Below are 2,605 nucleotides of genomic sequence, written 5' to 3' on the forward strand. Positions count from 1 at the left end.
TTTTCCTATGACCTGCTGGGCGAGTTTGCCGAAGCCACCGGCTTCTTTTGCTGTTTCAACGAAAAGATCTGATAAAGCACCAACAAGAGGTGCAGTTTCAGTGGCTAGTTTTGTACCAAACGATGATAAAAGCTTTTCTGCTCGGTCAAATGAGTCATTGGCCATTTCAACTTTTGAGGCATCGATTCGACTAAATGTAATACCTAACTCTTCTGCTTCAGTGATCATGGCAGCAATACCATCAGCCCCTAAGTTAAGAGTATTCAGTAATTTCACCCCCTCAGAATCAAATAGCTTTTGAGTTAAAAATACTTTTTGACCTTGCTCGTGTATGCCTTTCATTTTTTCTGCAATGAGGGCAAATTGTTGATCAGGGCTTTTATCCTTTATCTCATCAATTGAGATCCCCAATTGCTCAAGCGCGACAGCCGCCTCACCACTTCCCGTTGCTGCAACTTGCCCTATACGTCTGGTCATTCGCTGTAACCCCATATTGAGGCTTTCTGTGCTCGCACCGGTTTGATTTGCAGCATGCTGCAAACCAATTAAGGCTTCTGTTGATATACCTAAGCGGTCTGCCGTTTTTGCTTGTTGATCAATAAACTCAGCTTGTTTCTTATAAATCGCCGCATATGCAGCAATACTTACTGTTGCAAATCCAGCAATCGCTTTACCTGCCATATTTGAATAAGTGCGAGTCTTAGCGGCAAATAGCTTTGTTTGGTCAGATACATTTTGAATAGAGAGCGTAAACTTTTTATTTGCTTCTACTGACTTATTAAACTCTGTACGGTGCGATCGGGTATCAGCACTTAAAATGACTTTGTGTTCATTGGCCATGATATTTATCCAAACAATTGGTAAATTTCTTCCACCGTTTTCTCACGCTCTTTTGGCCGTTCAACAGCGCTAAGCATGAAATCATTTACGGATTTTATATTTTGTTTATTGGAGCTGAGATAGTTTGTGACTAGCGCTCTAAGCGCCGCTAACTGAAATTCATCCACTTGTGCACCAAAAGGCTCAAGCTGAGCAAATTGCTGCCACTCTATAAATTGAGTTGATGACATATTAAAAAGCATGTCATCAACATTGCTTGCCCCGTTTTTTTGTGCCAACCGCAGGGCAAATCTACGGTTCGGTTGGCCTAAGAGGGGTTTGCGTCTAAGTCTTCTTGAGTTGGTTGCTCAACTTCTTCTAGCTGGGTGTCAGTTTCTTTAGGAATAAAACTAGGCGTTATCCAATCGATACCTGAAATAGCCGCTATTTCGTCCAAAGCAGGTATGACTTTTGAGTGAGGTAGTGTCGCCAAATACATAAGGTCAACATCATTTTGCCAATCAAAAGGCATACGTCCATTGCCCGTTCTCAATGACATGGCAAGCGCCATATACCTAAGCCCCATTAATTCACGAGACTTAGTAGCATCATCAGTATCTTCTGTTTGGATACGGCCTAACATGTCATGAATGATCACATAATCACTCGCGCCTAACTCCACGATAAAAAAATGACCAAGCTTTTGCTTGGCCACTAGTCGGTGTTTAAAGTTCGGGTCAACGGGCATTGCTCGTTCTGCAAGCCATCTTTTAAGCCATGCAATCATAATTATGCCAATGCTGATTCGGTGATAGGACCATCAACTTTCACCTTAATTGAGCGTTTCACATGCTCACCAACAGGTGTTTGGTCGCCGACTTCAGTAACCAGACATCGGAATGACTTTGACTTACTAATTGGCGAAGGAAACTGAAGCTGTAAATACTCTTTCGTATCGTTATCTAATGCATCAGCAATCGCTTCCATATCACTGTTACCTGGCTCATATTTAAAAACAAAGGTGTATTCACCACCATCCTTTAAGCCATAATCATATTCTTTGTAATCATGCTCAGCACCATACGTGGTGTTTTCATGTGTCTCAGCGGTTTTGGCGCCCGGCTGAAGGTCAACAATATTGGCAATCTTTTCGCCATAAGCTGTGCCGTTATCAGTTGAACGATGTAAAGTTACTTTATTGCCTAACATTGTTTAGTCCTCGTCTTTATATTGAACTTTAAAAAATAAGGTAAGTGATGCAGTTAATGATTCAGGGTCTCGGTCGTACTGAAAACCTACTCTGTAAATAGCATCGACCAAGCCATTTAAGGTGTTATCAGCTCGAATGGCAGCTTCAACTTGGCTAGCAAATACATCTAACTCTGTATCCTGCTCACCATTGCTATCTATAATTATTTCAAGTGATAACTGAGCATTGGTGTCAGTATCATCATCAAAATCCCTTACAGACTCACCGCTATCAAAAAACACCGCACTGCATGGCAGCTCTTCTTTGTAAAATTGGGCTGGTCTAAAATCAAATGTTGCTGTAAAAAAGCCAGCTATCAATTGCTTGATGCTGGCCCTAATTTGTTGTCTGGTTGCCATAACTATTTTCTTAATATTCGCGTGTAACGTTTATTTATTTCTTTAGCCAACTCACGGCTATATCGACGTTCAAAGCGCGCTCGAGCATTTTCAAGCCCTCTTTTCACTTCTCGGTGTACAAAGCTTTTACCAATTTCAGTGGGTTGAAGTGGGTACCTTTTCTTACCATAACGTTTAA

5 protein-coding genes are annotated in these 2,605 nt (G+C 41.4%); all 5 read right to left on the reverse strand.

Annotated elements, in window-relative coordinates:
* Positions 1-840: hypothetical protein (locus C2M25_RS13825; protein WP_199775183.1), on the reverse strand; the 840-nt coding region annotated here is incomplete at its 3' end.
* Positions 841-845: 5 nt separating this feature from the next.
* Positions 846-1,070 carry a phage tail assembly protein T gene (locus C2M25_RS13830; RefSeq protein WP_158679727.1) on the reverse strand — a complete coding sequence of 75 codons (225 nt, stop codon included), beginning with the start codon at positions 1,068-1,070 and terminating at the stop codon, positions 846-848.
* A 77-nt stretch (positions 1,071-1,147) separates the two neighbouring features.
* The gene (locus tag C2M25_RS13835) at positions 1,148-1,606 is read right to left on the reverse strand and encodes a hypothetical protein (RefSeq protein WP_105181365.1); all 459 of its coding nucleotides are present in this window, start codon (positions 1,604-1,606) and stop codon (positions 1,148-1,150) included.
* A 2-nt stretch (positions 1,607-1,608) separates the two neighbouring features.
* Positions 1,609-2,028 carry a phage tail tube protein gene (locus C2M25_RS13840; protein ID WP_105181366.1) on the reverse strand — a complete coding sequence of 140 codons (420 nt, stop codon included), beginning with the start codon at positions 2,026-2,028 and terminating at the stop codon, positions 1,609-1,611.
* A gap of 3 nt (positions 2,029-2,031) precedes the next feature.
* Positions 2,032-2,427, reverse strand: a complete 396-nt coding sequence (gene gpU, locus C2M25_RS13845; RefSeq protein ID WP_105181367.1) for a phage tail terminator protein — start codon at positions 2,425-2,427, stop codon at positions 2,032-2,034.
* Between the last annotated feature and the right edge of the window lie 178 nt (positions 2,428-2,605).

Origin of the sequence: Pseudoalteromonas sp. T1lg21 (assembly GCF_002964625.1) — a bacterium.
GTDB lineage: Bacteria > Pseudomonadota > Gammaproteobacteria > Enterobacterales > Alteromonadaceae > Pseudoalteromonas > Pseudoalteromonas gelatinilytica.